General features: G+C 64.4%; 26 protein-coding genes. 10 read left to right on the plus strand and 16 right to left on the minus strand.

The window, feature by feature from the left end; all coding sequences use genetic code 11:
• The first annotated feature begins 238 nt into the window (after window positions 1-238).
• Genes PMI20_RS17745 through PMI20_RS17770 form a run of 6 tightly spaced genes read left to right on the plus strand, consistent with a single transcriptional unit; the run spans window position 239 to window position 6,293 of the window.
• Window positions 239-3,142 carry a monovalent cation/H+ antiporter subunit A gene (locus PMI20_RS17745; RefSeq protein WP_007932811.1) on the plus strand — a complete coding sequence of 968 codons (2,904 nt, stop codon included), beginning with the start codon at window positions 239-241 and terminating at the stop codon, window positions 3,140-3,142.
• Entirely contained in the window at window positions 3,142-3,486 is a 345-nt protein-coding gene (locus tag PMI20_RS17750) for a Na+/H+ antiporter subunit C (protein ID WP_003202835.1), read from the plus strand. Before PMI20_RS17745 ends, PMI20_RS17750 begins: the two co-directional genes overlap by 1 nt.
• Window positions 3,483-5,168, plus strand: a complete 1,686-nt coding sequence (locus PMI20_RS17755; RefSeq protein WP_007932803.1) for a monovalent cation/H+ antiporter subunit D — start codon at window positions 3,483-3,485, stop codon at window positions 5,166-5,168. The genes PMI20_RS17750 and PMI20_RS17755 overlap by 4 nt, the downstream gene beginning before the upstream one ends.
• Window positions 5,165-5,653, plus strand: coding sequence for a Na+/H+ antiporter subunit E (locus tag PMI20_RS17760; RefSeq protein WP_007932801.1), 489 nt, complete (start codon window positions 5,165-5,167; stop codon window positions 5,651-5,653). Before PMI20_RS17755 ends, PMI20_RS17760 begins: the two co-directional genes overlap by 4 nt.
• Entirely contained in the window at window positions 5,650-5,928 is a 279-nt protein-coding gene (locus PMI20_RS17765) for a K+/H+ antiporter subunit F (RefSeq protein WP_007932799.1), read from the plus strand. The genes PMI20_RS17760 and PMI20_RS17765 overlap by 4 nt, the downstream gene beginning before the upstream one ends.
• Entirely contained in the window at window positions 5,925-6,293 is a 369-nt protein-coding gene (locus tag PMI20_RS17770; RefSeq protein WP_007932797.1) for a Na+/H+ antiporter subunit G, read from the plus strand. Before PMI20_RS17765 ends, PMI20_RS17770 begins: the two co-directional genes overlap by 4 nt.
• Before the next feature lie 10 nt (window positions 6,294-6,303).
• On the opposite strand, the gene PMI20_RS17775 is transcribed toward PMI20_RS17770, so the two are convergent.
• Window positions 6,304-6,741 carry a DUF3995 domain-containing protein gene (locus PMI20_RS17775; protein ID WP_007932795.1) on the minus strand — a complete coding sequence of 146 codons (438 nt, stop codon included), beginning with the start codon at window positions 6,739-6,741 and terminating at the stop codon, window positions 6,304-6,306.
• 98 nt (window positions 6,742-6,839) lie between these two features.
• Here PMI20_RS17775 and PMI20_RS17780 point away from each other — a divergent pair, with 98 nt between their 5' ends.
• Together PMI20_RS17780 and PMI20_RS17785 are read left to right on the plus strand one after the other, a co-directional pair.
• Window positions 6,840-7,229: a DUF2946 domain-containing protein gene (locus PMI20_RS17780; protein ID WP_007932792.1), complete on the plus strand. Its 390-nt coding sequence runs from the start codon at window positions 6,840-6,842 to the stop codon at window positions 7,227-7,229.
• Window positions 7,230-7,319: 90 nt separating this feature from the next.
• Window positions 7,320-9,455 (plus strand): TonB-dependent receptor, encoded by a 2,136-nt coding sequence (locus PMI20_RS17785; protein WP_007932788.1) that lies wholly within the window; start codon window positions 7,320-7,322, stop codon window positions 9,453-9,455.
• Between the two features lie 91 nt (window positions 9,456-9,546).
• Here the strand turns inward: PMI20_RS17785 and PMI20_RS17790 are convergent.
• From PMI20_RS17790 to PMI20_RS17805, 4 genes are all read right to left on the minus strand, one after another.
• Window positions 9,547-10,682 (minus strand): IS3 family transposase gene (locus PMI20_RS17790; RefSeq protein ID WP_238543459.1). Its coding sequence is split into 2 segments (ribosomal slippage): window positions 9,547-10,433 and window positions 10,433-10,682, totalling 1,137 coding nucleotides; the frame shifts between segments, so codons are not numbered across the junction.
• Between the two features lie 110 nt (window positions 10,683-10,792).
• Entirely contained in the window at window positions 10,793-11,827 is a 1,035-nt protein-coding gene (locus tag PMI20_RS17795; protein ID WP_007923651.1) for an ABC transporter substrate-binding protein, read from the minus strand.
• Between the two features lie 118 nt (window positions 11,828-11,945).
• The gene (locus tag PMI20_RS17800; protein ID WP_007923649.1) at window positions 11,946-12,143 is read right to left on the minus strand and encodes a hypothetical protein; all 198 of its coding nucleotides are present in this window, start codon (window positions 12,141-12,143) and stop codon (window positions 11,946-11,948) included.
• Window positions 12,140-12,589: a hypothetical protein gene (locus tag PMI20_RS17805; RefSeq protein WP_007923648.1), complete on the minus strand. Its 450-nt coding sequence runs from the start codon at window positions 12,587-12,589 to the stop codon at window positions 12,140-12,142. The genes PMI20_RS17800 and PMI20_RS17805 overlap by 4 nt, the downstream gene beginning before the upstream one ends.
• Window positions 12,590-13,134: 545 nt before the next feature.
• Between PMI20_RS17805 and PMI20_RS17810 the strand changes: the two genes are divergently transcribed.
• Window positions 13,135-13,365, plus strand: a complete 231-nt coding sequence (locus tag PMI20_RS17810; protein ID WP_007923647.1) for a hypothetical protein — start codon at window positions 13,135-13,137, stop codon at window positions 13,363-13,365.
• A 45-nt stretch (window positions 13,366-13,410) separates the two neighbouring features.
• The gene (locus PMI20_RS17815; RefSeq protein WP_177323783.1) at window positions 13,411-13,830 is read left to right on the plus strand and encodes a hypothetical protein; all 420 of its coding nucleotides are present in this window, start codon (window positions 13,411-13,413) and stop codon (window positions 13,828-13,830) included.
• 20 nt (window positions 13,831-13,850) lie between these two features.
• Here PMI20_RS17815 and PMI20_RS17820 read toward each other — a convergent pair whose 3' ends face one another.
• The 11 genes from PMI20_RS17820 to iolD all read right to left on the minus strand — a co-directional run bounded on the left by PMI20_RS17820 (window position 13,851) and on the right by iolD (window position 26,351).
• Window positions 13,851-14,069, minus strand: coding sequence for a hypothetical protein (locus tag PMI20_RS17820; protein WP_007923645.1), 219 nt, complete (start codon window positions 14,067-14,069; stop codon window positions 13,851-13,853).
• Between the two features lie 131 nt (window positions 14,070-14,200).
• Complete coding sequence (locus tag PMI20_RS17825) at window positions 14,201-15,826, minus strand: methyl-accepting chemotaxis protein (protein ID WP_037034168.1); 1,626 nt, start codon at window positions 15,824-15,826, stop codon at window positions 14,201-14,203.
• Between the two features lie 215 nt (window positions 15,827-16,041).
• On the minus strand, window positions 16,042-16,446 hold the full coding sequence (locus PMI20_RS17830; protein ID WP_007923643.1) for a TraR/DksA family transcriptional regulator: 405 nt from the start codon (window positions 16,444-16,446) through the stop codon (window positions 16,042-16,044).
• Window positions 16,447-16,893: 447 nt separating this feature from the next.
• Entirely contained in the window at window positions 16,894-17,916 is a 1,023-nt protein-coding gene (locus tag PMI20_RS17835; protein WP_007923642.1) for an ABC transporter permease, read from the minus strand.
• Between the two features lie 70 nt (window positions 17,917-17,986).
• Window positions 17,987-19,567 carry a sugar ABC transporter ATP-binding protein gene (locus PMI20_RS17840; RefSeq protein ID WP_007923641.1) on the minus strand — a complete coding sequence of 527 codons (1,581 nt, stop codon included), beginning with the start codon at window positions 19,565-19,567 and terminating at the stop codon, window positions 17,987-17,989.
• Window positions 19,568-19,652: 85 nt separating this feature from the next.
• Complete coding sequence (locus PMI20_RS17845) at window positions 19,653-20,579, minus strand: sugar ABC transporter substrate-binding protein (RefSeq protein ID WP_007923640.1); 927 nt, start codon at window positions 20,577-20,579, stop codon at window positions 19,653-19,655.
• Between the two features lie 54 nt (window positions 20,580-20,633).
• Window positions 20,634-20,831 (minus strand): hypothetical protein, encoded by a 198-nt coding sequence (locus tag PMI20_RS31005; RefSeq protein ID WP_009043385.1) that lies wholly within the window; start codon window positions 20,829-20,831, stop codon window positions 20,634-20,636.
• Between the two features lie 142 nt (window positions 20,832-20,973).
• The gene (locus tag PMI20_RS17850) at window positions 20,974-22,032 is read right to left on the minus strand and encodes a Gfo/Idh/MocA family protein (RefSeq protein WP_007923639.1); all 1,059 of its coding nucleotides are present in this window, start codon (window positions 22,030-22,032) and stop codon (window positions 20,974-20,976) included.
• A 186-nt stretch (window positions 22,033-22,218) separates the two neighbouring features.
• Entirely contained in the window at window positions 22,219-23,079 is an 861-nt protein-coding gene (locus tag PMI20_RS17855) for a sugar phosphate isomerase/epimerase family protein (protein ID WP_007920489.1), read from the minus strand.
• Between the two features lie 265 nt (window positions 23,080-23,344).
• The gene (gene iolG, locus PMI20_RS17860) at window positions 23,345-24,355 is read right to left on the minus strand and encodes a bifunctional inositol 2-dehydrogenase/D-chiro-inositol 1-dehydrogenase (protein ID WP_007931018.1); all 1,011 of its coding nucleotides are present in this window, start codon (window positions 24,353-24,355) and stop codon (window positions 23,345-23,347) included.
• A 61-nt stretch (window positions 24,356-24,416) separates the two neighbouring features.
• Complete coding sequence (gene iolD, locus PMI20_RS17865) at window positions 24,417-26,351, minus strand: 3D-(3,5/4)-trihydroxycyclohexane-1,2-dione acylhydrolase (decyclizing) (protein WP_007931019.1); 1,935 nt, start codon at window positions 26,349-26,351, stop codon at window positions 24,417-24,419.
• Between the last annotated feature and the right edge of the window lie 124 nt (window positions 26,352-26,475).

The following is a 26,475-nucleotide window of genomic DNA, read 5'->3' on the forward strand; positions in this document are numbered from 1 at the left end:
CTGTCTGCTTCCTTTCAAGCGGGTCCGTTGCCGAGGGGCGCGACCATAACACCGCGCGCAGCGCTTTGTTGTCATTCACCCCGGGCAAACTGCCAGGACTTTCGCACCAGCCGGCTTTTTGTCCCCTGCCTTGAACGCTGGCCGAAGGGGTTTTGTAGGATCCTGCCACAGCTTCAAGGTTGGTGATCACAGAGTCGGCACGTATGATGCATCACAATTTCCCGCAGATTAGAAGCCTATGTCCCTGATAGTTCTACTGCTTCTGCCTTTTATCGGCAGCTGTCTGGCGGCCTTGCTGCCGCACAACGCACGTAACACCGAGTCCCTGCTGGCAGGCCTGGTCGCCTTGGCCGGTAGCGTGGCGGTGGCCTCGATGTACCCGCAGATCGCCCATGGCGGCGTGATCCGTGAAGAGTTCAACTGGTTGCCCAGCCTGGGCCTGAACTTCGTCCTGCGCATGGACGGCTTCGCCTGGCTGTTCTCCATGCTGGTGCTGGCCATCGGTACCCTGGTGTCGCTGTACGCGCGTTACTACATGTCGCCGGAAGACCCGGTGCCGCGCTTCTTCGCGTTTTTCCTGGCCTTCATGGGCGCCATGCTCGGCCTGGTGATTTCCGGCAACCTGATCCAGATCGTGTTCTTCTGGGAACTGACCAGCCTGTTCTCCTTCCTGTTGATCGGCTACTGGCACCACCGCTCCGATGCCCGGCGCGGGGCCTACATGGCGCTGATGGTCACCGGTGCGGGGGGCTTGTGCCTGCTGGCGGGGGTCATGCTGCTCGGCCATGTGGTCGGCAGCTACGACCTGGACCAGGTCCTGGCTGCCGGAGATCTCATCCGAGCCCATGCCCTCTACCCCATTCTCCTGCCGCTGATCCTGATCGGCGCCCTCAGCAAAAGCGCGCAATTCCCCTTCCACTTCTGGCTGCCCCACGCCATGGCCGCGCCGACACCGGTCTCGGCCTACCTGCACTCGGCGACCATGGTCAAGGCCGGGGTGTTCCTCCTCGCCCGCCTCTGGCCGTCGCTGTCCGGCAGCGAAGAATGGTTCTGGATCGTCGGCGGCGCCGGGGCCGCGACCCTGGTACTGGGCGCCTACTGCGCGATGTTCCAGAACGACCTCAAGGGCCTGCTGGCCTACTCGACCATCAGCCACCTGGGCCTGATCACCCTGCTGCTGGGCCTGAACAGCCCGCTGGCCGCGGTGGCCGCGGTGTTCCACATCCTCAACCACGCCACCTTCAAGGCCTCGCTGTTCATGGCCGCCGGCATCATCGACCACGAAAGCGGCACCCGCGACATCCGCAAGCTCAACGGCCTGATCAAGCTGATGCCGTTCACCGCGACCCTGGCCATGGTCGCCAGCGCCTCCATGGCCGGCGTGCCGCTGCTCAACGGCTTCCTGTCGAAAGAGATGTTCTTCGCCGAGACCGTGTTCATCAATTCCACCGCCTGGGTCGAGGCCGCCCTGCCGGTGATCGCCACCATCGCCGGGACCTTCAGCGTCGCCTACTCCCTGCGCTTCACCGTGGATGTGTTCTTCGGCAAACCGGCCGAAGACCTGCCGCACACGCCCCACGAGCCGCCACGCTGGATGCGCGCGCCGGTGGAACTGCTGGTGTTCACCTGCCTGCTGGTGGGGATCTTCCCGGCGCAGATGGTCGGCCCGCTGCTGGCCGCGGCCGCCCAGCCGGTGGTCGGCGGCACCCTGCCGGAGTACAGCCTGGCGATCTGGCACGGCCTGAATGCGCCGATGATCATGAGCCTGATCGCCATGTCCTGCGGCATCGTGCTCTACCTGCTGTTGCGTGCCCCGCTGGTGCGCGGTGATTTTGCCTATCCGCCGCTGATCGGCCGCTTCAACGGCAAGCGCCTGTTCGAGCGCAGCCTGGTGAGGATGATGCGCCTGGCCCGTCGCCTGGAGCGCTACATCAGCACCCAGCGCCTGCAGACCCAGCTGTTCCTGCTGGTGCTGGTGGCGGTGCTGGCCGGCCTGATCCCGATGCTCTACAGCAGCCTGAGCTGGGGCGACCGGCCGAAGATCCCGGGCTCCATCGTCTTCGTCACCCTCTGGCTGCTGGCCATCGCTTGCGCCCTGGGCGCCGCCTGGCAAGCCAAGTACCACCGTCTGGCAGCCCTGACCATGGTCAGCGTCTGCGGGCTGATGACCTGCGTGACCTTCGTCTGGTTCTCCGCGCCGGACCTGGCCCTGACCCAGTTGGTGGTGGAAGTGGTGACCACGGTACTGATCCTGCTCGGCCTGCGCTGGCTGCCCCGGCGGATCGAGGATGTTTCGCCGCTGCCCAGCAGCCTGCCCAAGGCCCGTGCCCGCCGCCTGCGCGACCTGCTGCTGTCGATCGCCGTCGGCCTGGGCATGGCCGTGCTGTCCTACGCCATGCTGACCCGCCAGACCCCCAACGACATTTCCTCGTTCTACCTCAGCCGCGCCCTGCCGGAAGGCGGCGGCAGCAATGTGGTGAATGTGATGCTGGTGGACTTCCGCGGCTTCGACACCCTGGGCGAGATCACCGTGCTGGTGGCCGTGGCCCTGACCGTGTTCGCCCTGCTGCGACGCTTCCGCCCGCCCAAGGAAAGCATGCAGCTGCCGGCCCAGCAGCGCCTGCTGGCGCCCGACGTGGTCACCGACCTGGTCAACCCGCGCCAGGCCAGCGACACCGCCCTGGGCTTCATGATGGTGCCGGCGGTGCTGGTGCGCCTGCTGCTGCCGATCGCCCTGGTAGTGTCGTTCTACCTGTTCATGCGTGGCCACAACCTGCCGGGCGGCGGTTTCGTCGCCGGCCTGGTGATGTCGGTGGCGTTCATCCTGCAATACATGGTCGCCGGCACCCAGTGGGTCGAGGCCCAGATGAGCCTGCGGCCGCTGCGCTGGATGGGCACCGGCCTGCTGTTCGCCACCCTGACCGGACTCGGCGCCCTGGCGTTCGGCTACCCGTTCCTGACCACCCATACCCTGCACCTGGACCTGCCGCTGCTGGGCGATATCCATATCGCCAGCGCGCTGTTCTTCGACATCGGCGTGTACGCCGTGGTGGTCGGCTCGACCCTGCTGATCCTCACCGCGCTGGCGCACCAGTCGGTGCGTGCCCAAGTCAAACCCCAAGCCAAGCCAGGAGCCGCCTGATGGAAGAAGTCATTGCAATCGCCATTGGTGTGCTGGCGGCCTCCGGCGTCTGGCTGGTGCTGCGGCCACGGACCTTCCAGGTGGTGATGGGCCTGTGCCTGCTGTCCTACGGGGTCAACCTGTTCATCTTCAGCATGGGCAGCCTGTTCATCGGCAAGGAGCCGATCATCAAGGACGGCGTGCCCCAGGACCTGCTGCACTACACCGACCCGCTGCCCCAGGCGCTGGTGCTCACGGCGATCGTCATCAGCTTTGCCATGACCGCGCTGTTCCTGGTGGTCCTGCTGGCGTCCAGGGGCCTGACCGGCACCGACCATGTGGATGGCCGGGAGCCCAAGGAATGAACCTGATGCCGCACCTGATCGTCGCGCCCATCCTGCTGCCGCTGCTGACCGCCGCGGTGATGCTGATGCTCGGCGAGAAACATCGCCCGCTCAAAGCCAGGATCAACCTGTTCTCCAGCATGCTCGGCCTGGGCATCTCCGTGCTGTTGCTGTGCTGGACCCAGCAGACCGGTGTGCCCGGTTCCGTCGGTGTGTACCTGCCGGGCAACTGGCAGGTGCCGTTCGGCATCGTGCTGGTGGTCGATCGCCTGTCGGCGCTGATGCTGGTGCTCACCGGGATCATCGGCGTCAGCGCCCTGCTGTTCGCCATGGCTCGCTGGGACCGCGCCGGGGCCAGTTTCCACGCGTTGTTCCAGATCCAGCTGATGGGCCTGTACGGTGCCTTCCTGACCGCCGACCTGTTCAACCTGTTCGTGTTCTTCGAAGTGCTGCTGGCCGCCTCCTACGGCCTGATGCTGCACGGCTCGGGCCGGGCGCGGGTGTCCGCCGGCCTGCACTATGTGGCGATCAACCTGCTGGCATCGTCGCTGTTCCTGATCGGCGCGGCGCTGATCTACGGCGTCACCGGGACCCTGAACATGGCCGACCTGGCGCTGAAGATCCCGCTGGTGCCGGAAGCCGACCGTGGCCTGCTGCACGCCGGCGCGGCGATCCTCGCCACTGCGTTCCTGGCCAAGGCCGGCATGTGGCCGCTGAACTTCTGGCTGGTGCCGGCCTACTCCTCGGCCAGCGCGCCGGTGGCGGCGATGTTCGCGATCATGACCAAGGTCGGGGTCTACACCCTGCTGCGCCTGTGGACCCTGCTGTTCTCCGGCCAGGCCGGGGCCTCGGCCTACTTCGGCGGCGACTGGCTGATCTACGGCGGCATGGCGACCATCGTCGGCGCGGCCCTGGCGATCCTCGCCGCGCAACGCCTGGAACGCATGGCCAGCCTGAGCATCCTGGTCTCGGCCGGGATCCTCCTGGCGGCGATCGGCTTCGCCCAGCCCAGGCTGATTGCCGGCGCGCTGTTCTACCTGGTCAGCTCGACCCTGGCCCTGAGCGCGCTGTTTTTGCTGGCCGAGCTGATCGAGCGTTCGCGTTCGGCCAACGAGATCCCCCTGGAGGATGAAGTCGAAACCCTGCCCCGCCCCCAGGAGTCGCTGCAACCGCTACCGGGCACCAACCTCGACGACGAGCGCAAAGCCGTGGTCGGCCAGGTGATTCCCTGGACCATGGCCTTCCTCGGCCTGAGTTTCATCGCCTGCGCGCTGCTGATCATCGGCATGCCGCCGCTGTCGGGTTTCATCGGCAAGCTGAGCCTGATCGGCGCCCTGCTCAACCCGCTGGGGCTGGGCCAGGCCACGGATGCGCCGCTGTCCGGCGCCGCCTGGGGCCTGCTGGCCTTGCTGATCCTCTCCGGCCTGGCGTCGCTGATCGCCTTTTCGCGCCTGGGCATCCGGCGCTTCTGGGCCCCGGAAGAACGGCCCTCGCCGCTGCTACGACGCTTCGAGTGCGTGCCGATCATCGCCCTGCTCGGGCTGTGCATGCTGCTGACCGTCAAGGCCGAGCCGCTGCTGCGCTTTACCCAGGCCGCCGCCGACAGCCTCAACGATCCGCAGCAGTATGTGATGGCCGTGCTCGGCACCCGGGCGGTCCCCAGCCCCGAGGCCCAGGCGGCGTTGCAGGAGGTGCAGCCATGAAGCGCCTGTTCCCCGCCCCCTGGTTGTCGCTGGCGCTGTGGCTGCTGTGGCTGGTGCTGAACCTGTCCGTCAGCCCCGGCAACCTGCTGCTCGGCGCGCTGCTGGGGTTCTGCGCGCCCTTGATGATGCGGCCGTTGCGCCCGCTGCCGATCCGCATCCGCCGCCCCGCGACCATCCTGCGCCTGCTCCTGGTGGTCGGCCGCGATGTGCTGCTGTCGAACCTGGCCGTGGCCTGGGGCGTGCTCAACGCCAGGCGCCGCCCGCCGCGCTCGCGCTTCGTCAAGATCCCCCTGGAGCTGCGCGACGCCAACGGCCTGGCCGCGCTCTCGACCATCACCACGGTGGTGCCGGGCACGGTGTGGTCCGAGCTGTCCCTGGACCGCAGCATCCTGCTGCTGCATGTGTTCGACCTGGACGACGAAGCGGCTTTCATCCAGCACTTCAAGACGACCTACGAGCGTCCGTTGATGGAGATCTTCGAATGAGTGCCTTGCTCACGAATGCGATCCTGTTCAGCCTGTTCCTGTTTTCCGTGGCCATGGTCCTGACCCTGGTCCGGCTGTTCAAGGGCCCCTCGGCCCAGGACCGGGTCCTGGCCCTGGACTACCTGTACATCCTGGCGATGCTGATGATGCTGGTGCTGGGCATCCGCTACGCCAGCGACACCTACTTCGAGGCGGCGCTGCTGATCGCCCTGTTCGGCTTCGTCGGCTCCTTCGCCCTGGCCAAATTCCTCCTGCGTGGCGAGGTGATCGAATGAATGCCGTCAGTGAACTGTCGTGGTGGATCGAGATACCGGTGGCGATCCTGCTGGTGCTCAGCAGCAGCTTCGCGCTGATCGGCGCCCTGGGCATGCTGCGCATGAAGGATTACTTCCAGCGCATGCACCCGCCGGCCCTGGCCTCGACCCTGGGCGCCTGGTGCGTGGCCCTGGCGTCGATCCTGTATTTCTCAGGGATGAAGTCGGGGCCGGTGCTGCACGCCTGGCTGATCCCGATCCTGCTGTCGATCACCGTGCCGGTGACCACCCTGCTGCTGGCGCGGGCCGCGCTGTTCCGCAAGCGCATGGCCGGCGACGATGTACCGGCGGAGGTCAGCAGCCGACGCAGTGAAAGCGGCAGCTGAGTTCAGCCACTCAGTTCCAGGCCACCACCAGCAGCCCCGCCCCCAGCACCACGCACAGCGGCGAATAGAACAGCGTGTCCAGCCGGGCGAACCTGGACCCGCTGACTTCCTTGAAGAACCCCACCAGGTTCGAGTCGCCGATGGCCCGGGCGAACATCAGCAAGGCCATCGCGCTGATCACCCATTGCAGCGCCGGGTGGCTCACCGTCGGCAGGTACAGGCCCACCCGCAGGCACACCAGCATCGCGATCAGCAGCAAGCCCACCGCCACCAGCAAGGTGGCGAATCCCGAGGGCTTGAACGCCGGCTCCAGCTTGCCCGGCGTCCTGCCCGGCACCTGGGGGATCACCGCGTCGCTGCCGCGCTTGCCGCCGGCGGCCCAGTACAGGTGGATCAGGCTGATCAGCAGGAAGGCTCCGGCCATCCCTTGCGCGATCAAAACATTCATATGCAAACGTCCATGGCAAAAAAATGTCGCTGAAGAATGGACCCACCCGCACGTTTTTGTAAGTACGTTCGTCGCCTGCAATGGTAAAGTGCCGCCCCATGAAACTCGCCCGAACCGATCGCTCGCTCGTTGCCTGGATGCTCTATTGCTGCGTCCTGTTCAACGTGTTCGCCTGCAGCATCGGCCATGGGCAAATGGTCGGCCAGCAGCTCAACGGTATCGGCGGCCAGTTCTGTACGGTGGATCCGCGCACCCAGGCGCCGGCCTCCTCCAACCCGGTCGACGAATCGCTGCCGACCCTGTCCAAGGCTTTCGGTTGCCCGCTGTGCTCCACCGGCGGCATGGGCCCGGCGTTCAACTCCAGCCTGACCCTGGCGATCCTGCCGCAGCACCACAGCCCGCCGCTGGCGCCGCGCTCCACCGCCGACGTCCCCACCCGCTTCACCTGGCCCGCGGCCCACCCGCGCGCGCCGCCCGCCTTCGCCTGAGTCTTTCGCCCTTGTCATCAGCCCGCCCCGTGCCTTAACCCACGGTGTTTGTTCGTGGCTGCTTCCTAGCCAAGCATTCAGGATCTACCGATGAAACACATTCCCCTGCTGGCCAGCCTGTGCGGCTGCCTGTCCGTCAGCGCCTGGGCGCAATCCAGCGTCGACCTGGCGCCGATCACCATCGACGGCGAGCAACCCGCCGAACCCGGCCTGGCCCTCGACCAGTCCAGCGGCATGGCCTCGCGCCTGGGCCTGAGTCTGCGCGAAACCCCGGCCTCGGTGGCGGTGGCCAACCGCAACGATATCGAGCGGCGCGGCGCGCAGAACTTCCAGGACGCCGCCAACACCCTGCCCGGGGTCAATGCCAGCGCCCCGCCGGGATTCGGCGGTTTTGTCTCCTACCGTGGTTTCAGCAATAGCCAGATCACCCAGATGTTCAACGGCATCAACGTGTCCAGCGGTCTGGCGCGACCGGTGGACGCCTGGATCTATGACCGGGTCGAACTGCTCGGCGGCCCCTCCTCGCTGGTCAACGGTGCAGGCTCCGTGGGTGGTTCGCTGAACTACGTGACCAAGCTGGCCGATCGCCAGGAGCGGGCCATCGAGGGCCGGGTCAGCTACGGCAGCTACGACACCACGCAAACCGCCTTCGGCCTCAACCACGCCCTCAGCGAGGCCGACGACGAGGTGCAGCACTACGCCCGCCTCGACGTCAGCCATAACACCAGCAACGGCTACATCGACCGCCAGCAGCGGGATGCCTGGAGCCTGGCGTTTTCCCTGCTCAGCGACCTGACGCCGAACCTGTCCCACACCCTGGCCGTGGAATACCAGGACGAACACGAGGACAGCCCGTACTGGGGCACCCCGGTGCTCAACCCCAAGGCCGGCGAGTTGAAGATCGACAAGCACAACCGCTTCAACAACTACAACGTCGAGGACGGCCGCTACGAGCAGCGCACGATCTGGGTGCGCTCGATCGTCGACTACCGGATCAACGACAGCACCAACCTGCGCAACACCCTCTATCACCTGGACAGCCAGCGCGATTACCGCAACCTGGAAACCTACCAGTACAACGCCGACAACAGCGCGGTGAACCGCTCCACGGCCTATCAGGTGCGGCACCAGGGCGAGCAGAACGGCAACCAGTTCGAGCTGCGCCACGACAGCTCGCTCTTCGGCCTCGACACAACCTGGTCCGGCGGCTTCGAGTACAAGGTCAACCGCACCACCAACTCGCCGCTGAACGTCAAGGCGGCCAACAGCGTCGACCCGAACAACTACCAGCCGGGGCATTTCTACGACCTGCCGGGCACCCGCCAGGGCTTTGTCGCCGACAAGACCAACGAGGTCACCACCCAGGCGCTGTTCGTCGAGAATCGCCTGGCCCTGACCGACCGGCTGACCCTGCTCAGCGGCCTGCGCTACGACCACATCGACCTGGACGTGACCAACCATCGCCAGGTGACGGCGAGCAACCCGCGGCACCTCAAGCGCAGCTGGGAGCCGGTCACCGGCCGGGTCGGCCTGACTTACCAGTTCCTGCCCAGTGCCAACGTCTACGTGCAATACAGCACTGCCGCCGAACAGCCCAACAGCGCCACCCAGGACTTCGATGTCTCCACGGGCAAGCAATGGGAAGTGGGCAGCAAGTTCGATTACCTGGACGGCCGCGGCTCGGCGACCCTGGCGGCCTACCGCATCGAGCGCAAGGACTTCGCGGTGACCGACCCGCTGGACCCGACCCTGAGCATCCCGGTGGGCCAGCAGACCTCCAGGGGCATCGAGGTGGCCAGTTCGCTGCGGGTCACCCCGAAGCTGCTGCTCGAGGGCAACTTCGCCTGGGTCGATGCGCAGTACGATGAGTTCACCGAGAAGAACGCCGCAGGGGTGGTGGTGTCACGCAAGGGCAATACCCCGACCAACGTGCCGGAACGGGTCGGCAACCTGTGGCTGACCTATGACCTGGCGCCGCAGTGGCAGACCGGGGTGGATGCGCGTTATGTGGCCTCGGTGTACGCCGACACGGCCAACACCATGACCGTGCCCTCCTACACCCTGTACGGCACCTTCCTGACCTACCAGCTCGACAGCCACACCTCGATCACCGGGCGGGTGCGCAACCTGACCAACGAGGTCTACGCCGAGTTCGCCCATGTGTCGCCGGCTTACTACCTGGGTACGCCGCGGACCTTCGAGCTGGCGGTGCAGAGCCGCTTCTAAAGGCATCGCGAGCCAGCTTGCTCCTACAGTTCGCGTAACCCTGTAGGAGCGAGCTTGAACTGGTCAAGTAATCCTGGACACCATTTAAGGTTTACGCAGCCAGTCTTTCTGCTGCGACGGGTGATCGATATTCGTTGTAACTGTGAGGCCGAGTGGTGTTGTAGCGTGTGATGTAGCGCTGCACGTCCATTCGGGCCTCATGTTCCGAGCCGTAGCCGCCCTTAGGCACCCACTCCGACTTCAGGCTTCCAAAAAAACGCTCCATCGGGGCGTTGTCCCAACATTCGCCTTTACGGCTCATGCTCTGGCGATAGCCTTGTTCATTCAATTCATGCCTGAATTTGTGACTGGTGTACTGGCAGCCCTGGTCAGAGTGAAACAGCACGCCCTTTGGGTGTCCTCTCAGTTCAGTCGCCATCCGCAGTGCCTCACAGGTCAGCGTCGCATCAGAAATCGACGAGAACGACCAGCCCACGATACGGCGGGCAAACAGATCCAAAACAGCCGCCAAATACAACCAGCGCTTGCCAGCCTTGATGTAAGTAACGTCCCCACACCACACCTCGTTGGGTGCCTTCACATCAAACTGACGCTTGAGTTCATGCGGTGCCGTCAAAGCCTCCACACCCGATGACCGGTATTTGTGACGCCTGCGCTGCCGGCAGGTTATCCCGGCCTCTCGCATCAGGCTTTGAGCCTTGAATCGACCTATCTGGTGCCCAGCGGCCTGCAGCATTTTGGCCAGGGTACGAGAGCCTGCTGAGGCCCTCGACGCCTTGTGATGCTTGACCAGCTCCGCCTTGAGCCTTTCTCGCTCAGGGCATTGCTGGCCTTGGCGCTGACGCCAGCTGTAGAAGCTGCTGCGGCTGATCTCAAGCACACGACAGCACTCATTTACGCCGTACTGCTCGCCCAACTCATCGATCAGCGCGAGTGATCTTTGGCGTCCAAAAGCAGGAGAGCACTGGCCTTTTTTAGGATTTCGATATCCCGGTCTTTCTGCTTGAGCAGGGCCTGGAGCCGCTGAATTTCCCGCTGATCAGCAGTGATGGCTTTGGCCCCTATCGGAGTTAAACCTTCTCTTTCCTTGCGCAGTTGATCGACCCAGCGCCGCAAGGCCGTAGGACCAATATTTATGCTGGCGCAGACCTCGGGAACCGACTGTCCTTCGTCCAGCACCATGCTGGCTGCTTTGAGCTTGAACTCATTTGAATAAGAGTTGCGCATGTCCAAACACCTCAGATTTGGGCGCCATCATAGCGCCCGATTGAGGTGTCCAGAATTATTAGGCCAGTTCAGCTTGCTCGCGATAGCGATCTCACTCTCACCTCAATCTCTCAATCCAGGCTGGCACTCACCTTGTCCGCCACATCCCCGGGCAACCAAGCCCGCCACACGTCCGGATGCGCCTTGAGGAATGCCCGCGCCGCCTCCCGGGGTGGCGTGTGCTTCTCGCTCATCTCGGCCAGGGCCTTGTTCAGCGCTTCGATCGGCAAATCGACCTTGCCGAAGAACTCGGCGATCTGCGGGTACTGCTGCTGGAACGGCGTGGACACGCCAATCGACAGCTTCGAGGCCAGCGAGCGCGTGGGGCGTGGGTTGGGGTGCTCGGCGTCGGTCAGGGTTTTCCAGGCCTCGGCATCGAACGGCGGCTCTTCCAGCTGGATCAGCTTGAAGCGGCCGAGCAGCGGGGTCGGCGACCAGTAGTAGAACAGGACCGGCTGGCCGCGACGGATCGATGAAGTGATCTCGGCGTCCAACGCCGCGCCGGAACCGCTGCGGAAATTCACATAGCTGTCGGTCAGACCATAAGCCTTGAGCTTCTGCTTGTTCACCACTTCCGAGGTCCAGCCGATGGGGCTGTTGAGAAAACGCCCCTTGCCCGGGCTTTCCGGGTCCTTGAACACGTCCTTGTAGCGTTTGAGGTCCGTGACGCTGCGCAGGCCCGGCGCCAGCGGCTTGATGCCCTTGGCCGGGTCGCCCTTGACCACGTATTCCGGCACCCACCAGCCTTCGGTCGCGCCCTTCACCGTGTCGCCCAGAGCCGCCACCTTGCCCTCGGCCTCGGCCTTGACCCACACCGGGCTGCGTCCGGCCCACTCTTCACCGATGACCTGGATATCGTTATTGGCCAGCGCGGTTTCCAGGGTGATGGTGGTGCCCGGCAAGGTGTCGGTCGGCAGGCCGTAACCCTTCTCGACGATGGTGCGCAGGATATCGGTGATCAGGCTGCCACTTTCCCAGTTCAGGTCGGCGAAGTGGATCGGCGCCTGTGCCGGCTGTACCGACGGTGCCGCCGAGGCGCCGGCGGGCGCCAGCAAAATACCCAAGCCAAGCAGCGCGCCGCCCAGCAGTGTCCGCAGTCCTTTCATGCCTGTGCCCCTTTGGCTGTTCACAGCGTTGCAGGATGGTCTCGCGGTTTGGGACCGCAAGCCTCTGACTAATTGAGTCATCTGACTGTAGTAGAGGTTCCTGCTTTCGACGGGGGCTTCAGTTTTCGCCCTGCTCCTGCAGGCGCTGCAACTCACGGCGCACCATGCTGGCGTATGCCGCCGGCTGCAGGACATACAGCTGCGAGGCCACCCAGGCCAGCCAGGCGCCTTGCAGCACGGCCTTGCGTTCGAACAGGCGCTGGGCCTCGGCGCGGGCGCGCGCAAGATGCTGCTGGTGGAATTCGGCGCGGCTCACTCGCTGGCCTTGAAGCTCACCAGTTCACCCTTGCGCCATTTGGCGGCCTTGCCGGTCACGGCTTTCAGGGTCTTGGTCAGGCCTTCCTGCAACTGCTGGTTGGCGGCGAATACCGTCACCACGCTGTGGCCTTCCTTGAACAGGATGGCGTGGCCGTCGGCGGTGCTGACAAAGGCGTATTCGCCCAGGCCGTAGACGGCCAGCTTGATCTCGCGAAACCGGATTTCGAACTTGCCGCCCTCACGGCTGGGCAGGACCGCAGCGCGGAAATGGTCGCCGACCTTGAGTTCCAGGCGCGGCTTGTCGTCCACGACCAGCGCCGTCTCGGTGTCGATTTCGGCGACGTAAATGCCTTCCGGCGTCTGTTCGGTGATGTAGACGAAACGCGACTGGAACTGTTTGACCAACTTTGCGCGCAAGTCGCCCAGGACGAACAACGCGTGCATATCAAGATTACTTACTGCCAAGGAAAGATCCCCGAAACTGAAAATGACTCTGCCCGCGTAAACGACGGACAGCAGAAAAAGGCGGCCGAACCGGCACCGTGACTCCACATGAAAACAATCCGAAAAAGCACCACCCGCCAACGCGTAGGCGCAAACACCGGAGCGCCCCTCCCCAGAAAAACCGGAAGGACTACCGGACCGTTTGGCCCGCATCAAGCGCAGAAGAAGTGGTTCCAGCCCGCCGAGAAAGCTGCGCACTCACTGTCGATCGGAAAACCTCACGATCCTTTCGTCACCCTTAATGGGACGGGAGTGCTGCAGGTAAACATCAATCTCTGACTGCCGGGGCAATTCTAGAGCAACTTTATGTATTCAGAGCAACCCATGCGTTAGCAAATCGCTGAAAAAACCTCTTTCACCCTGCCGGTCAGCCACTTGCGTGACTTAACTCAGCCATCGACCGGCAACAACTGCCATACTGCCGCGACCTTGAAGCCGGCCACCGGCCAGGCTTCACCAGCATAATTTCCAGGGGAAAGTCGGACGTGACGGAATTCGATATAGGCGAGTTTTTCATCCATGGCGAGGCCCGGGATGTCGAGGGCGAGTTCCAGGCCGTGATCGTGATGCGCGCCAAGCCACCGCTGCGCACCGTGCGCTGCCACCAGGTGGAAAAGGACCGCTGGTTCAAGACCGCGGAACTGGCCGAAGCCGCCGCCAAGGACGCCGCCCGCGCCCTCAAGCAGGCCGTCGACCAGGGTGCCCTGAACCTCTGACGCTGCGGGCGCGGTAAAGGAACGCCCCGCACGACCGATACCTTGGTGAGCCTTCATTTCAAGAGCGCCATGATGATCGACCTCAACCCACCTGCCCGCCTGCCTTCCCTGGGCGAGTTCGCCCTGCCCGGCGCGGCGGCCAGCGAAAGCCCGGCGAGCGATCCGTTTGACTTGCGCACCGCGATCACTTGGGCGACCAATGCCGCTCCCGACGGCGTGCTCGAAGCGAAAAGGAAACGCATCAAGCTGCTGCGCAAACAGATCGAACAACTGCAGCAACGGCTGCGCAAGGCCAACGAGCGCCTGGCGATGGTGCAAAGCGCCGCCCGGCATCGCACAACCGACGCGCACATGCAGGCATTGTCCGCCGCCCGGGCCCAGGCGCAGGCCGCCAGCAGCGCCTTGTCGATGGCCCAGGTGGCACTGTTCCAGGCCGAAAGCGCGGTGATCGGCAGCGAGGTCTGAAGGCGCGAGGGCCTGCGCCGTCAGGCCGAACGACTGAACAGCGGGTGCCCGACCCTGTCCCGCGCCAGTTGGGCCAGCCACGACGCCTGGCACTCCAGGGCTTCGTCGCGGCTGGCGAACGGCGCGCCGCGGCGCTCGCCATTGACCAGCACGACCCAGCACACATTCAGCCCGACCGAGCGAAAGGTGGCCGGTACACCGCTACCAATCATCACTGCGACATCGACTTTGCTTTGCATGAGAACTTCTCCTGATAACTAGTTAGCTAGCTAACAATACCACTCATACTAATGAGTTCCCATGCTGGGAAAAAGCCATCCCTGGTACAGCTCCGTTGCGGAGCCGGTAACAATGGCCAGCCCATTCGGGCTCAGCCGCGCGCGGCCTCGACAGCCTGCTCCGGTTTGTAGCCCAGGCGCAGGCCGCCCCAATGCCGGCCCTTGACCCTGATCGGCACCGACAAATCGTGCATCAGCTCGCCGGTATCGCGGGTGTAGGTTTGCAGCAACAGCGGCTGCTGGTGGCTGCCACAACGCAGGCCCGTGCGGTCCTCGAACTTGCGTTTGGTGCGGTTGTGCAGGGTATCCACCTGCGGGTCGCCGGTCAGCGGCTGCGAGAACGCCTGGTTGTGGGTCGGCACGTAGCCCTGGGGCGTGCAGGCGATGGCGAACACCAGGCCTTCGTGACGCGCCAGCAACGGCTCCTGGATCGCCGGCAGCACCTGATCGGCGTAACGGTCGAAGCGGGTCTGGTATTTCACCGGCTGGGTATTGGCGATCGGCTGGTAGCTGCGGTCGAACAGGTCGTCGAGGCTGATGCGGTTGGCCGCAAGATCCGCCTCGAACTGCTCAGCGATGCGCCGGGCGCCTTCCTGGGCCAGGTCGTAGATGCGCTGGTGGTAGTCATCCAGGCCGACCTCGGCCAGGCGTTCGCTGATGATCTCCGCCTGCCCTTCCATCTGCACCGCCGCCTCGGCCAGGCGGCGGGTCTGCTGGTCGCTCACCGCCAGGTCGCCGCGCACCTGCTCCACGGCATGGAACAGGCTGTCCAGTTGCTGGCGGTTGGTCTCGGCGCCGCGAGCGATCTCGCCGACCTGGCTTTCCACCCCGGCTGCCAGCCGGGCGATGTTCTGCAGGTGCTGGCCGGTGGACTCGACCTGCTCGACCCCGGTGTTCAGGTCGCTGGACAGCTGGCGGATCTGCTCCACCACCTGGGCCGTGCGCTGCTGGATATCACCGACCATCACCCCGACCTCGTCGGTGGCGGTGGCCGTGCGCCCGGCCAGGCCGCGCACTTCATCGGCCACCACGGCGAACCCACGGCCATGTTCACCGGCCCGCGCCGCCTCGATGGCGGCATTCAGCGCCAGCAGGTTGGTCTGGCTGGCGATCGACTGGATCACCAGCGCCACCCGCTGGATGTCTTCGCTGCGCTGGCTCAGGGCTTCGATCAGTTGCCGGCTGTCGTTGGCGCTTTGGCTGAGGCGGTGCATGCGGGTGATCGACTCGCCCAGCACTGTGCTGCCTTCGGCGCTGCTGCGGTGGGCTTCGCTGGCGGCGCTCAGGGCCTGCTGGCTGAGCTGCGCGGCCAGTTGCTCGGTGTGGATCATCGCTTCGGCGCTGCTGACGATGCGCGCCGCCGAGTCCAGCTGCGACTGCACCCGCCCGGCCAGTTGCCGGACCGAATAGGCCACGCCGGCGGCCGACAGCGCGTTATGGCTGGTGCTGCAGGACAGGTCGCGCGTCAGCGCGGCGATCTCGCGGTTATCGACGTTGCCCGCCGGCGCTGCGGCCTTGGACCTGCGCAAGAGGGGCAGCCAGACGATCAGCAGCATCAGCGGCACGGCGAGGTAGAAAGAAAGCAGCCCCTGGGACAGGACATACAGCACTAGCAGCAAGGCGCTGCTTTGCAGGGTTGGAACCTGCCAGCGCCGGGTGTTTTGGCCTGTTGGCAGCGGTTGCGCCATGGCAGCCGGCGAAGATCCGTCTTGCGTCATCTGGATTACCCCACGCTTTTCTAATTATTTGGCCTGCATTGAACGCCACTAAAAAGCCATTATCCATGGTCCATTAGTCGCAGCTTTGCAGCAGATCAATAGAAATGCGCGGGCTTTAAAGACGCCCACAAACGACTCGCGGGCAAGCCTCCGATCCCAGGCGTCTCGACGACCTTGGGATGGGGCTTGCCCGCGAGGGGGAGAAGTCTTGGCGATCAGGCCTGACGCTGGTGCTTGTCGATCTGCTCGTGACGTTCCTGAGCTTCGATGCAGTACTTGGTGGTCGGGCTGATCAGCAGGCGTTTCAGGCCGATCGGCTCGCCGCTGTCGTCGCACCAGCCGAAGCTGTCGTCGCCGATACGGCCCAGGGCCTGCTCCAGCTGCGGCAGCATGCGCTGGTCGCGGTCGATAGCGTTGACCAGCCAGGTCCGCTCTTCCTCTACGGAAGCCGCGTCGGCAGGGTCGGCCGGGGTGTCCAGGCTCTCAATGGCGATTCGGTTCTGTTCGATGCGCTCGTGGGTTTCGACCTTCATGGCCTGCAACAGCTCAGTGAAAAAAGCCAGCTGCTCGGCGTTCATGTAGTCATCCGCCGGCATGGCCAGCAACTTTTCCTTTGTCATTGATTTCTCTATAAAAAATACGTGCATTAAGGCGAATTAAAGCTGTTTTCCGTGCCCCCTTTCGGGGCATCGGAAAGGCGCCATACATTCCAAGCGCCACCCGGCACTCAATTTACGAGGGGCGGCAGTCTAAGGCCGGTTCGAGGCGTCAGCAACTGAAATGACATCAGATTTGTCTGATAAGCCCTGAAAGCCCGCCAGGGCTGGCTTTGGCGGCGGTTATCGGAGTGCGTTTATAACAAGAAATTCCATCGCCCGGGGTCTTTTAGAAGACAAACGGCAGCGGCAGGCCCGAAAAAGGCCTGCCGCTGCCGGGATTCTGCACGCTTCCCTGTAGGAGCGAGCTTGCTCGCGATGGGCGTCAATGCACCGCGTTTCCATCAGACCCTACGCGTTATCGTTGACCGCCATCGCGAGCAAGCTCGCTCCTACAAAAAAGCAGAGAGATCAGCGCTTGAGCTTGCGCTTGTTGCGGTACTGGTCGATGACCACCGCCACCACGATGATCAGGCCCTTGATGATGTCCTGGATGTAGGCATCGACGCCGACGAAGGTGAACCCGCTGGCCATCACCCCGAGGATCAGCGCGCCGATCACAGTGCCGGTGATACGCCCCACGCCGCCGGCCAGGCTGGTGCCGCCGATCACCGCCGCGGCGATGGCGTCCAGTTCATAGGACATGCCCATGCCCGCCTGCCCGGTCGCCGCCCGCGCCGAGGCCACCACCCCGGCCAGCCCCGCCAGCAGCCCGGCGATGCTGTAGACGATCACCAGGTGGCGCTTGACGTTGATCCCCGAGGTCCGCGCCGCCTGCATGTTGCCGCCGATGGCGTAGGTGTACTTGCCGTACTTGGTGTAGCGCAGGGCGATATGGAAGATCACCGCCACCACCAGGAAGATGATCACCGGCATGGCGCCGTGGCCGATGGCCGTGTAGGAATCCGAGAGCATGCTGATCGGCTGGCCCTCGGTGTAATAGCGTGCCAGGCCGCGCGCCGAGACCATCATGCCGAGGGTGGCGATAAAGGGCGGGATGCCGGTGATGGCGATAATGCTGCCGTTGATCGCCCCCGCCAGCAGCCCTACCCCCAACCCGGCCACCACCGGGATCCACACCGGCAGGTCGGTCAGCGACGGGAACACCGCGCGGGTGAAGTCCGAGGTCTGCGCCAGGCTGGCGGCGATCATCGCCGACAGCGCCAGCACCGAGCCGGACGACAGGTCGATGCCAGTGGTGATGATCACCTGGGTCACGCCGATGGCCAACAGGCCGATGATCGACACCTGCAGGATCATCAGCACCAGGCGCTGGGAATTCATCAGGAAGCTCTGGTCGCGCACAATCCAGCCGAACAGCTCGAACACCAGGCCGATGCCGATCAGCACCAGGAAGATGCTCAGTTCGGTGGGCAGGCGCCGGCGCGTTCTGGCTGGCGCCGCCGCGGGTTTGTTTTCCAGTATCGCGTTCATAAGCCTTCACCTTCTTCTTGTATGGCCGGCGGCGAACACACCTCGCCGATGGCCTTGATACGTTTACCGGCTAGTGGACCAGGGACATCCCCGAAGCCAGTTGCATGACCTTCTCCTGGGTCGCTTCGCCGCGGTCGAGGGTGCCCATCAGCTCGCCCTCGTGCATGACCATCACCCGGTCGCTCATGCCCAGCACTTCCGGCAGTTCCGAAGAAATCATGATCACCGCCATGCCTTCGCCGGCGAGGTAGGCGATCAGCCGGTAGATCTCGGCCTTGGCGCCGACGTCGATGCCGCGGGTCGGTTCGTCGAGAATCAGCACCCGCGGGTTGGTCATCAGCCAGCGCGCGAGCAAGGCCTTCTGCTGGTTGCCGCCGGACAGGGTGTCGATGCACTGCTCCAGGGACGGGGTCTTGACCCGCAGCTTCTTGCACATGTCCTCGCACAGGGCGCGCAGGGCCTTCTGCTGGATGAAACCGTTGCCGGCATAGTGCGGCAGCACCGCCATCTCCATGTTTTCCAGGACCGACAGGCAGGGAAACAGGCCGCTGAGCTTGCGGTCCTCGGTCAACAGGGCAAACCCCTTCTCGATGGCCATGTGCGGATCGCTGATGCGCACCGGCTGGCCGTCGAGGCGGATCTCGCCGCCGTCGCTGGGGGTGATGCCGAAAATCGTCTCGGCCACATTGGTGCGGCCCGAGCCCATCAGCCCGGCGATGCCAAGGATCTCCCCGGCGTGCAGGTCGAAGGACACGCCCTCGAACACCCCGTCCAGGCGCAGGTCGCGCACCGACATCAGCAGATTGCCTATGGGTTTCTCGCGCACCGGGAACAATTGGCTCAGTTCGCGGCCGACCATCATCGAGATCAGGCTGTCGCCGTCCATGCTGTCGGCCCGTTGCAGGCCGATGTAGGCGCCGTCGCGGAACACCGCCACTTCATCGGCGATGGCGAACACTTCGTTCATCTTGTGGGTGATATAGATGATGCCCTTACCCTGGGCCTTGAGGTCGGCGATGATCGAGAACAGGTGCGCCACCTCTTTCTCGGTAATGGCCGAGGTCGGCTCGTCCATGATCAGGATGTCGGAGTCGTAGGACACCGCCTTGGCGATCTCCACCATCTGCCGCTCGGCGATGCTCAGGTTGCCCACCTGCTCCTCGGGGTCGAGGTTGATCCGCAGGCGTTCCAGCAGCAGCGCGGTGCAGCGGTGCATCTCGTGGTGATCGACCATGTGCAGGCCGTTGAGCTGCTCGCGGCCGATCCAGATGTTCTCGGCGATGCTCATGTGCGGCATCAGGTTGAGTTCCTGATGGATCATCGCGATCCCCGCCTGCAAGGCCGCCAACGGCGTCTCGAAATTCACCCGCTGGCCCTTGAGGCGTAGCTCGCCGGCGTCCGGCTGGTAGATCCCGGCGATGATTTTCATCAGGGTCGACTTGCCCGCGCCGTTCTCCCCCATCAGCGCCAGCACCGTGCCGGGACGCACCCGCAGCTGCACATCGGACAGGGCAACAACCCCGGGAAAACCCTTGCTGACGTTGATGACTTCCAGCAGGTAAGGCTGCTGCTCGGACACAGACTGGGCAGACTGAGCGGCGGGCTGCATAGCCGCCGTCGGGATGCTCGAAGCAGTCGCTGAAGCGAACATGATCAGGTACTCCATCCGCGGGGCAGCTGGGCCACCCCGCCGGCTTATGGTTGTTGATGGAACGGACGGGCTGTTTGAACCGGGCTTATTTGAACTGGGCGACGTTTTCCGGGGTGATCAGGCGATACGGCACCCACACTGCCTGCTCCACCGGCTCGTGCTTGGCCATCTTCACCGCGGTGTCGATCGAGCCGTCGGCCTGGCCCTTGGCATCCTGGAACACCGAGACCGCCAGGTCGCCCTTCTGCACCGCGCGCAGGCCATCGGGCGTGCCGTCGACCCCGGCGATCAGCACGCTGCCCTTCTCCACCCCGGCCTGTTTCAGCGCCATGGCGGCGCCGATGGCCATCTCATCGTTGTTGGCCACCACCGCATCGAACTGGCGGCCCTGGGTCAACCAGTCGTTGACCAGGGTCATGGCCTTGTCCCGCAGCCAGATCCCGGTCTGTTCCTGCTCGACCTTGATCCCCGGGTACTTGGCCAGCACTTCCTTGACGCCCTTGGTGCGGTTGGTGGTGGAGTTGTTCGCCAGGTCACCCAGCAGGATCACCACCTCGCCCTTGCCGCCCATCTTGTCGGCCAGGTACTGCATCTGCATCTGCCCGGCTTCCAGGTCGTTGGAGGCCACGGTGACCACGCCCTTGGGCAGGTTCAGGTCGTCCGGCCGGCGGTTGACGTAGACCAGCGGAATCCCGGCCTTGACCGCCGCCTCGGTGATCTTGCGGGTCGCCGCGGTGTCCACCGGGTTGACCACGATGGCGTCGACCTTCTGGCTGATAAAGCTTTCCACCTGGCTCAGCTGCTTGACCACATCGGCCCGGGCGTCCTCGAACTGCAGCGTGACGCCGTCCGGCAGCGACTTGGCTTTGTGGTCCATGGATTCACGCAGGTAGGTCAGCCAGGTGTCGTCGAACTGCGACATGCTCACGCCGATCTTCAGGTCGGCGAACGCCGTGCCGCTGCCCAGCAGCAGGGACAGGGCAAGCGTGGCGAAACGGGTCTTGGTCTTCATGAAAGGTCTTTCTCCACATTCTTGTAGGTTTTATGGATAAGGCGCAGAAACCACTCAGTGAGGCAGACGCACGATCGGCGCGCCGGGCATGCAGCACACCAGCGCGCCCTTGCGTTCGACGCAAAGCAGGCGGACCAGGGACTGGACGACAAAGGCATGCCGGGGTGTTTGGCGAGGTGTTCGACTGGACAATGGATGGCGGCGCGGCAATGCGCGGCGAAGCAGGTGCACAACGGAACTGAAGGTTTTCATCGACGGTACCTGTTTTGTTTTTGTTGGCGGGTTTCACTCGGTTCAAGGCGGATCTGAAATCGGCCTGTGACGCTGGCGAAACCCTGCTAGTCGGCAACCTGGAAATGACTTTATTGGAAAATAATTTCTATATCAACTCATTTTAGAATTTTATTCCAAATTCATTCTGCAGCCGGAAATCGGCCATTTCCACCACCTGGCGCTGGCGCCAGCTCAGGCGCGCGGCGTCCAGCACGCGGGTGGTGGCCAGGGCCTCGGCCGCGGTCACCGGCAGCGGCCCCTGCCCTTGCAGCGCCGCCTGCCACTGTTTATAGAACTGCAACCAGTCGCCCCGCTCGGAAGCCACCCGCTCACGGATCTCGCCCTGCTCGAACCAGCCCCAGCGCCGGTGTTCCTCGACGCCCCAGCGCTCGCCCTCGGTCTGCGGCGACAGGCCGGCGACCAGCGCCTGCTCCTGGCCGTCCAGGCCCTCGACCGTATAACTGCCGGCCGAACCGCTGACCCGGAACCGTGGCCCCTGGCAATTCTGCAGACAACTACCGGACACATGTGAAACCACGCCATTGGCGTGGCTCAGGGCGAGGAAAAACCCGTGGTCGCAGGTCGGCGCCTGGGGGGCGTACTGCAATTCGGCGTAGACCCGGGTCACCGGGCCGAACAGCTGCAAGGCCTGGTCCACCAGATGGCTGCCGAGGTCGCGCAGGAAACCGCCGCCGCTGGTATTGCCCACGGCCTGCGGCACATAACGCTCGACCCGCGACTCGAAGCGGCTGACGCTGCCCAGGGCGCCGCTGGCGATCAGCTTGCGCAGGGTGAGGAAGTCCGAGTCCCAGCGCCGGTTCATGTACACACTCAGCGGCACCCGACGGGTTTGCGCGGCCTCGATCAGCGCCTTGCCCTGTTCGAGGTCGCTGGCGAAGGGTTTGTCGCTGACCACCGGGACACCGCGCTCGATGGCTTCCAGTACCAGCGCCGCACGGCCCTCCAGCGGGGTGGAAATCACCAGCCCGTCGATCCCGGCCGCGACCAGTTGCTCGATGCTGTCGAAGGCCCGCACCCCGGGGTGCTCCGCCGCCAGCAACTGCCGGCGCTCGGCCGACAGGGTGACCACGCCGACGAAGGTCGCGCCGGGCAAACTGGCAATCAGCGGCGCGTGAAAATGTCGGCCACCATGGCCGTAACCCACCAAACCAATGCGCATCGCAAAGCCCTCCTTATATAGAACTCGATGTAGCCCTGTAGCCGCTGGCGCAGCCTGCGATCGAGGACAACGTCCTCGCAAAACTGGCCGGCGCGAATCGAACTGAAAGACCGTATGCGCCGTAATTGCGACCACTGCGTGGTCGATCGCAGGCTGCGCCAGCGGCTACAGACGGCTGCGTTTGTGTCAACGGCACAGCTCGCTGCTGACCCGCTCCAGCATCATCCGGTTGGATTCGTCCGGGCGGTCTTCCCAGGCGAACACCGAGACCGTGGCGATGCCATCGAACTGGATCTCGCGCAGGGTATCGAAGAACGCCGTCCAGTCCACCTCGCCCTGGCCAATGTCCAGGTGCTGGTGCACGGTGGCGGTGACGCCCGGCGGGTTGACGATATAGCGCAGGCTCGAAGACGCCTTGTGGTTGTAGGTGTCGGCGATGATCAGGTGGCTGAGCTTGCTGCCCGCATACTTGAGCATCGAGGCGATGTCGCCCTTGCCGTCGTCGTAGAAGAAGGTGTGCGGCGCCGCGTACAGGTAGTTGATCCAGTCCCGGTCGAAGCCGCGGATGATGTCCACCGACTCGTTGTTGCGCTCGCAGAAATCATAGGGGTGGGCCTGGATATCGAGCTTGATGCCCTCGCGCTCGAACTCCGGGATCAACTCGTCCATGGAGCGCATGAACTGGTTCTCGCACACCAGCGGGTTGTCCGACTGGCCGGTGAACTCGCTGTTGACCAGCTCGCAGTCCATTTCCACGGCAATCTGGATCGCCCGCTTCCAGTTGCGCACCGCCGCCACGCGCAAGCCTTCGTCGGCGGCGGCCCAGTGGTACATCGGCAACAGCGAAGAGAGCTGCACCCCGCTGTCGCCGAGGGCCTTGCGAAATTCCTTGATCCGCGCCCGGTCGACCCGTGGCGCCTTGTAGAACGGCAGGAAATCCTCGCGCGGCGACAGCTCGATGTACTGATAACCCAGTTCGGCGGCCTTGTCGGTCATCTGGCCCAGCGGCAGGTGGCGGTACATGTAGGGGTCCAGTGCGATGCGCATTTTAGTGTTCTCCCCGAATCTGAAGTGGTGACCTGTAGCCGCTGCCGCAGGCTGCGATAAGGCCGAAGGCCTTCAGCGATCTTGAGGCCTTGCGCGCCCTTCGGTCGCGATCGCAGCCTTCGGCAGCGGCTACAAAGTTGCTGTCTGTAGGAGCGAGGCTTGCCCGCGATGGACGTTAACGATGCCGCGTACTTTCTGGATAAACGCGGCGCTCTCAGGTTCATCGCGAGCAAGCTTCGCTCCTACAGAAGATGCAGAAGAGGGTTCAGCCATAGAACGCCGGGCGCGGCGGTTGCTCGACCTTGACGATCTGCCCGCTGTTCTGCGCCTCGATGCAGGCATCGGCGGCCACCGCCGCGGCATAGCCGTCCCAGGCCGAAGGGCCACCGACCTGCCCGGCCCGCACTCCGTCGATAAAGGCCTGCAGCTCGACGTCATAGGCGGCGATAAAGCGGTCCTTCCAGTCCATCAGGATCGTGTTGGACAACTTGGCCTCGCTGCGCAGCTGCACCTGGGACGGCTCCGGCAACCTGGCGATGCCGGTCTCGCCCACCACTTCGCACTGGATGTCGTAGCCGTACTGGCAGTTGACGAACACCTCGACGTCGATGCGCGTGCCCTTGGCGGTTTCCAGCAGCACCACCTGCGGGTCGCGCAGGTGCGCCAACGCCTTGCTCGACTTGCGCGGGAACACCACCTGCACCGACACATAGTCGTCGGCCAGCAGCCAGCGCAGCACGTCCAGCTCATGGATCAGCGTGTCGGTGATCGCCATGTCGGTCTTGTAGTTCTCGCCGACCCGCGGGTTGCGGTGGGCGCAGTGCAGCATCAGTGGCTCGCCGATCCGGCCGCTGTCGATCACCGCCTTCAGGGCGCGGTAGCCGGCATCGTAGGGGCGCATGAAGCCCACCTGGACCAGGCGCTTGCCGTGGGCCATCTCGGCCTCGACGATCTTGCGGCAGCCGGCGGCGGTCACCGCCAGCGGCTTCTCGCAGAACACTGGCTTGCCGGCGGCGATGGCGGCCAGCACGAACTCTTCATGGCTCGGCCCCCAGGAGGTAACCAGCACCGCCTCGACTTCCGGCGCCTTGATCAGCGCATGCCCGTCGGGATACACCTCGGCGGCGATCTTCAGCTCGGCCACCACCTTCGCCGCCTGCGCAAGGTTGATATCGGTGACCGCCACCACCTGGCTGCCCAGCAGGGTCTGGCTGCAACGACGGATATGGTCCTGGCCGATGGCCCCGGTACCGATGACGCCCAGTTTCAAAGACATGAATGCACTCCTGTTTTTTGTTCGAGCAATAGGTTGTTCGAGCCTGTTGTTATTCGAGCGATCAGTACTGCCGGGCCTTGGCCAGGCGTTCGTTGAGTTGTTTGGCCACCGCGTCGGTACGGGCGCTGGTGGACACCTGCGCCACCCCGACCCGCCACCAGGACAGGTACTTGTGGATCATGGTCTTGGGCAGGACCTTGATATCGATCAGGGTCGACACCGTCTGGGTCCGCGCATCGGCCAGGGCCGCCTGCAGCTCTGCCACGGTCTTGACCTTGTAGGTCTTGCAGCCATAGGCCGCCGCGCTCATGGCGAAATCCACCGGCACGAAGCCGCCGTCGAGCTTGCCGGTCTCGGGGTTGCGGAAACGGAACTCGGTGCCGAAGCTGTCCATGCCGTGTTCCATCTGCAGGTTGTTGATGCAGCCGAAGGTCATGTTGTCCAGCAGCACCACGTTGATCTTGCGCCGCTCCTGGATCGAGGTGGCCAGCTCCGAATGCAGCATCAGGTAGGAGCCGTCTCCCACCAGGGCGTAGACCTCGCGCTGGGGTTCGGCGAGCTTGACCCCCAGGGCCGCGTTGACCTCGTAGCCCATGCAGGAATAGCCGTACTCGACGTGGTAGGTGTTGACCCCCTTGCTGCGCCAGCTGCGTTGCAGGTCGCCGGGCAGGCTGCCGGCGGCGGCGACGATCACCGCGTCGTCGGCCAGGGTCTGGTTGAGCACCCCCAGCACCCGGCTCTGGGTCAGGCAGGAACCGGTCAGCTCGATGAATTCGCGCAGCACCGCCGGGTCCATATGGTCGTTAATCTCCGGGACAAAGTCGTCGGCGTGGTATTCGACCTGATAGACCCGGTCCACCTCCGCGTCCAGCTGCGCCCGCGCCTGGCCGATCTGTTCGCCCCAGGCGGCCTGGTAGTCGCTGCGCGCCAGGGCTTCGGCCAACCCGTTCAGGCCTTCCCGGGCATCCGCCAGCAACTGCACGCCGTCGAGCTTCAGCGCATCGCAGGGGCTGATATTGAGGTTGAGAAACTGCGCATCGGCGCGGAACAGTGACTTCGAGGCGGTGGTGAAATCGCTGTAGCGGGTGCCGATGCCGATGATCAAGTCCGCCTCTTTCGCCAGCAGGTTGGCCGCCAGGCAACCGGTCTCGCCGATGCCGCCGACATTCAGCGGGTGGCTGGAGACCACCGCGCTCTTGCCGGCCTGGGTCTCGGCGAAGGGAATGCCGAAGCCTTCGGCAAACGCCAGCAGCGCCTCGTTGGCCCCCGAGTACTTGACCCCGCCGCCACAGATAATCAGCGGCTTGCGCTTGCCGGCAAAGGCCGCCACGGCGTCCTCGAGCATGGCCGCGGTGGCCGGCCGGCGTTCGATGCGGTGCACGCGTTTCTGCAGGAAGTAATCCGGGTAATCGTAGGCCTCGGCCTGCACATCCTGAGGCAAGGCCAGGGTCACCGCGCCGGTTTCCGCCGGGTCGGTGAGCACACGCATGGCGTGGATCGCCGCAGTCATCAACTGCTCGGGACGGTTGATGCGGTCCCAGTATTTGCTCACCGCCTTGAAGGCATCGTTGGTGCTGATGCTCAGGTCGTGGAACTGCTCGATCTGTTGCAGCACCGGGTCGGGCTGGCGGCTGGCGTAGACATCGCCGGGCAGCAGCAACAAGGGAATGCGGTTGGCGGTGGCGGTCGCCGCGGCGGTCAGCATGTTCGCCGCCCCCGGGCCCACCGACGAGGTGCAGGCGTAGATCTTGCGCCGCAGGTGCTGCTTGGCGAAACCGATGGCGGCGTGGGCCATGCCCTGCTCGTTGCGGCCCTGATGCACCAGCAGCTCGCCGCTGTCCTGCTCCAGGGCCTGGCCCAGGCCGAGCACGTTGCCGTGGCCGAAAATGGTGAAGATCCCGGCGACGAACTTGCTCTGCACCCCATCGATCTCGACGTACTGGTTGTCGAGGAATTTCACCAGGGCCTGGGCCATGGTCAGTCGTGTCGTAGTCATGCTTGCACCTTGATCAATACGGTGAAGGTTGATGCGCTTACCGCCCTTGCTGCTATTGCCCTTGCCGCTTTTACTGCTTTGCGCCCTTCCTGCTTTTGTAGCCGCTGCCGCAGGCTGCGATAAG

Origin of the sequence: Pseudomonas sp. GM17 (assembly GCF_000282175.2) — a bacterium.
In the GTDB taxonomy this organism is placed as follows: Bacteria; Pseudomonadota; Gammaproteobacteria; order Pseudomonadales; family Pseudomonadaceae; genus Aquipseudomonas; species Aquipseudomonas chlororaphis.